Consider the following 3,695-nt stretch of genomic DNA (forward strand, 5'->3'; position numbering starts at 1 on the left):
TTTATGCCATTTTTCTTTATACTGTCACTTAGGCAGGCTGGACACTTGATTTCTAGAGTTATTCGCATTTCTCTATTTTATCAAAATCCAACCTGCTTTTTTTCAGCATACTTTTTGAAACACCACCGAATTTTGAGATGGATTTGCATTCTTAATCGGTATACTTAAAAAATATATGTGAATATTCATTTAATTAAATTTTAATTAAAGCTGATTTTGAGTTATTTTGCGATTAATTTGTTGAATGTGTAACATATTGTAAACTTATTTTTTTGTTAAATACGATTAAAAACAGTTACTTAGATTATCCCAAAAAATAGGGAGAACGAAAAAATACCAAAAAATTGGGAGTTGGTTAACAGTTTTGAATTTTTTGTAGATTTTTTTAAATATTTAATAAAAACAATACTTTTTTTATAACGATGCAGGATATTTTCAGAAACTAATATATTCACGTGATTTTTCACTAATAGGTTTTTTTTATTTTGAGATGCATAAGAATGGATTTACTCAAGTGGAGTTGATGTTTCAAGCACACCGAGTGGAATGGAACTCTAAGTTAGGGTATTAAAAATTATAAATTTTCTTTGAAAAAAGAATGCGGAGAAATGGTATGTCTACATCTAAAATTTTAACTGCAGTTATCACTGCAGCAGCATTAGCACTTCCTGCAACAGCTGCATTTGCAGGTAAACCAAAAGAATCTAAACAATGTGGCGGTGCACCGTGTGAAGGTGAAATCGATATTGAATTGGAAATCTTAAAAGCGTGTGAGTTATTGGTAGGTAAAGACATTAAATTGGCTGAAACTAGCTACACAGGCTCAAGTTCTTTCCAAGTAACAACGAATACGCCATACACACTAAATTTATCTACACTAAATGCTGGTACAAGTGCAGATACTTTTGTTAAACATGCAACCACTACTGATAAAGTATTTACAAAAATCACGACCTCAAAAGGTGGTGTGAATTATCCAATCGGTTCTACACCTGTAACTGGTATGAGTGTTGATAGCTTTGCAGTATCTGTAGCTCCAAAAAATACAATTTCAGGTACTCAACGTGCTGGTACATACAAAGATACTTTATATATCAAAGTAGCTTACTAATCCAAATTTAGGGAGTTGATTCTACACAGTTAGGGTCAACTTCTTTTTATTTTGAATTGATAAAAATATTTAAATGTACTGGGGTGGGTGTATGAAAAGTTTATTCAAAGTCGTTTCATTTAGTTTAATGACTTGCTTATTGAGTCCTCAAATATTTGCTGGTATTTCAATTAGCCCTGTGCAGTTATATTTAACCGATAAAGCTAAACAACGCAGTGCGACATTTACTTTGGAGTCGAAAGGGGATGATGAGACACCACGTATTTTTGAAGCTCAAGCATTTAAATGGACTCAAAATGCCGCCGGCGAAGATGTTCTTTCACCTGAATCCAATATTATTATCAATCCGAAGAACTTTATTTTAAAACCAAATTCAAAACAAATGGTTCGTGTGGGTTTTACTCAATCTGTAGAAAGTATGAACCTACAACAAGAAGAAGCATGGCGTATTCTTTATACTGAGCTACCTCAAGTGACGAACTCTGAATCGAAAATTGCACTGTTATTAAGTATTAATGTGCCATTTTTTGTCGGCAAACAAGAACCCGCTTATTTGAAATTTATTGCTAAAAAATCGAATGGTCGCACCATTATTCAGGTTGAAAATTTAGCAAAATCACACATTCAAATCCAAAAACTTTATGTCATCGATAAAAGCAAGAAAACAGTCGCTGAATCTTCCGATATGAAATATTTATTGGCATTAGGTAAAAACCAATACGACATCGGGAATGTTTCTTTACAAGGCGCTAGTAATTATAAAGTCGTTGTGGAAACAGATAAAGGTGACACTCCTTTGGAGTTTAATTTAGTTGAGTAGTGGCTATGAATAGAATTACATTGCTTCTATATTGTATTTTATGTGCTAATTCTGCTCATGCAGAAGCCGTTGATATGCCTGATGATTTGTTTCCAACCAGTATTTGGGTAAACGAAGTAGACCGCAAGAGCGAAGTATTATTACTGACTGAAAATAACAAGTTTTATATAGAGTGCGCAGATCTTGATAAGCTGCAAATCAAAGTAGAAATTCTGAAACGACATGCAACTAAAAATTCATTTTGTTTGGTAACGGATCAAGATATTCAGTCTGGATTTGATCCTCAATTGCAAGCCATCAAAATTAATCTTCCATCAAAATATTTCTTTGGGCTAGAAACGGATGCCTTAATCACCCAGCCAATGAAAGCAAATTTTGGTGCCTTCTTAAACTATGAAATGCATTACGATAAAACAAGCGAAAATCGTAATTTCGGTACTTTGCCAGAATTGGGCATTTTTAAAGATAATTGGATTTTAAGAAATAATGCCGTTTATCGTAATAATAAAGGGCATGATTATGAAGAAGAAAATTTTGTTCGTTTAAACAGTAGCTTTGAACTCGATTTTGCCAAAAGTGCTACAAAACTGATTATTGGTGATACCACTTCTGCTTATAGTGCGCTGATCCATGGTGTGCGATTTGGTGGTTTAAGTTTTGGCACAGACTATACCTCACGTCCAGACTTTGTCTATTGGAACATTCCAAGTTTAAAAGGAAGTGCAGTACTGCCTTCGACTGTCGATTTGTATATTGACGGGGTGAATATCTATCAAAAAAAGATTTCACCAGGGGATTACAACTTACAGACTGGGGCAAACATTGAAAGCGCAGGAACAGCGCAAATGGTTGTGCAAGATGTGTTGGGCAATACGACGGTAAGAAGCTTTCCAGTTTTGATTAGCAGTAAATTATTGAAAGAAGGTCTGAACGATTACAACGTTTCTCTTGGAAAATTGCGTTATCGCTATGATGAAGTAAACAGTGATTATCGTGAATTTTTTAGTTCAGCCTATCTGCGTCGTGGTGTGACTAGTCGTACAACATTAGGTGCAAGTGCAACCTATAGTGATGAGATAAAAAATGCGGGCTTGCTTTGGACTCAGGCGGTGAATCGTTGGTTCGTGCTCGATAGTATTTTTTTAGGCAGCAAAACTGATGAGCAAGATGGTTATTCTGCGGGACTTTCGGTCAGTCGTAATTTTGGTAAATTTAATTTCGGTCTGAGTTCGCGTTATGCCACTAAAGATTATCGTGCTTTAGGGTATGAGGATGAGCATATCTTTCCTAAATTTGAAAACATGGCGTATGTCAGTTTCCCGAATTTTCCATTTTTTCAAAATTTAAATATTAACTATATCGAACAAACCCAATACGAAACGGATGATCCGCTACTTCGTAATGATGACCGTAAAATGCTTACCGTTGGTGTGAGTAAGGAAGTCACTTCAAATTTGATGTACACCGCAAACTATTTCCAAGAGTGTAAGCGTCCGCTGAACACACCTTATGAATTCATCCTATAAGCCTTAATTTAGTCCCCACTTAAAAACAAGTGGGGACTAAAATTTATGACTACAAATCACCAGACATCCATCGCATCTGCTTCCAAAAAGCGAAGAACATACAGTGCTGAATTTAAACAGCAGATCGTTCAGGCTTGTAAAGCACCGGACGTTTCAATTGCTTCGGTCGCTTTGCAACATGGATTGAATACAAATCTTGTATCCAAATGGATTCGCTTAATTGATGCTAAGCCAGGGA

4 protein-coding genes are annotated in these 3,695 nt (G+C 35.3%); all 4 read left to right on the plus strand.

Annotated elements, in window-relative coordinates; translation table 11 throughout:
- Positions 1-613: 613 nt before the first annotated feature.
- Positions 614-1,111 carry a hypothetical protein gene (locus FTT84_RS17225; RefSeq protein ID WP_180081959.1) on the plus strand — a complete coding sequence of 166 codons (498 nt, stop codon included), beginning with the start codon at positions 614-616 and terminating at the stop codon, positions 1,109-1,111.
- Between the two features lie 91 nt (positions 1,112-1,202).
- On the plus strand, positions 1,203-1,931 hold the full coding sequence (locus FTT84_RS17230; RefSeq protein WP_180081961.1) for a molecular chaperone: 729 nt from the start codon (positions 1,203-1,205) through the stop codon (positions 1,929-1,931).
- Positions 1,932-1,936: 5 nt separating this feature from the next.
- A complete protein-coding gene (locus tag FTT84_RS17235; RefSeq protein WP_180081963.1) occupies positions 1,937-3,457 on the plus strand; it encodes a fimbria/pilus outer membrane usher protein in 1,521 nt (506 codons plus the stop codon).
- A gap of 45 nt (positions 3,458-3,502) precedes the next feature.
- Positions 3,503-3,695, plus strand: a 193-nt coding sequence (locus FTT84_RS17240; protein WP_180081965.1) for a transposase, incomplete at its 3' end; no start/stop codon positions are given.

This window comes from Acinetobacter sp. YH01019 (assembly GCF_013420285.1).
Lineage (GTDB): Bacteria > Pseudomonadota > Gammaproteobacteria > Pseudomonadales > Moraxellaceae > Acinetobacter > Acinetobacter gandensis.

Coding starts and splice junctions, on each gene's coding strand:
- FTT84_RS17225 (WP_180081959.1), top strand. CDS start 614: ATGTCTACATCTAAAATTTTAACTGCAGTTATCACTGCAGCAGCATTA.
- FTT84_RS17230 (WP_180081961.1), top strand. CDS start 1,203: ATGAAAAGTTTATTCAAAGTCGTTTCATTTAGTTTAATGACTTGCTTA.
- FTT84_RS17235 (WP_180081963.1), top strand. CDS start 1,937: ATGAATAGAATTACATTGCTTCTATATTGTATTTTATGTGCTAATTCT.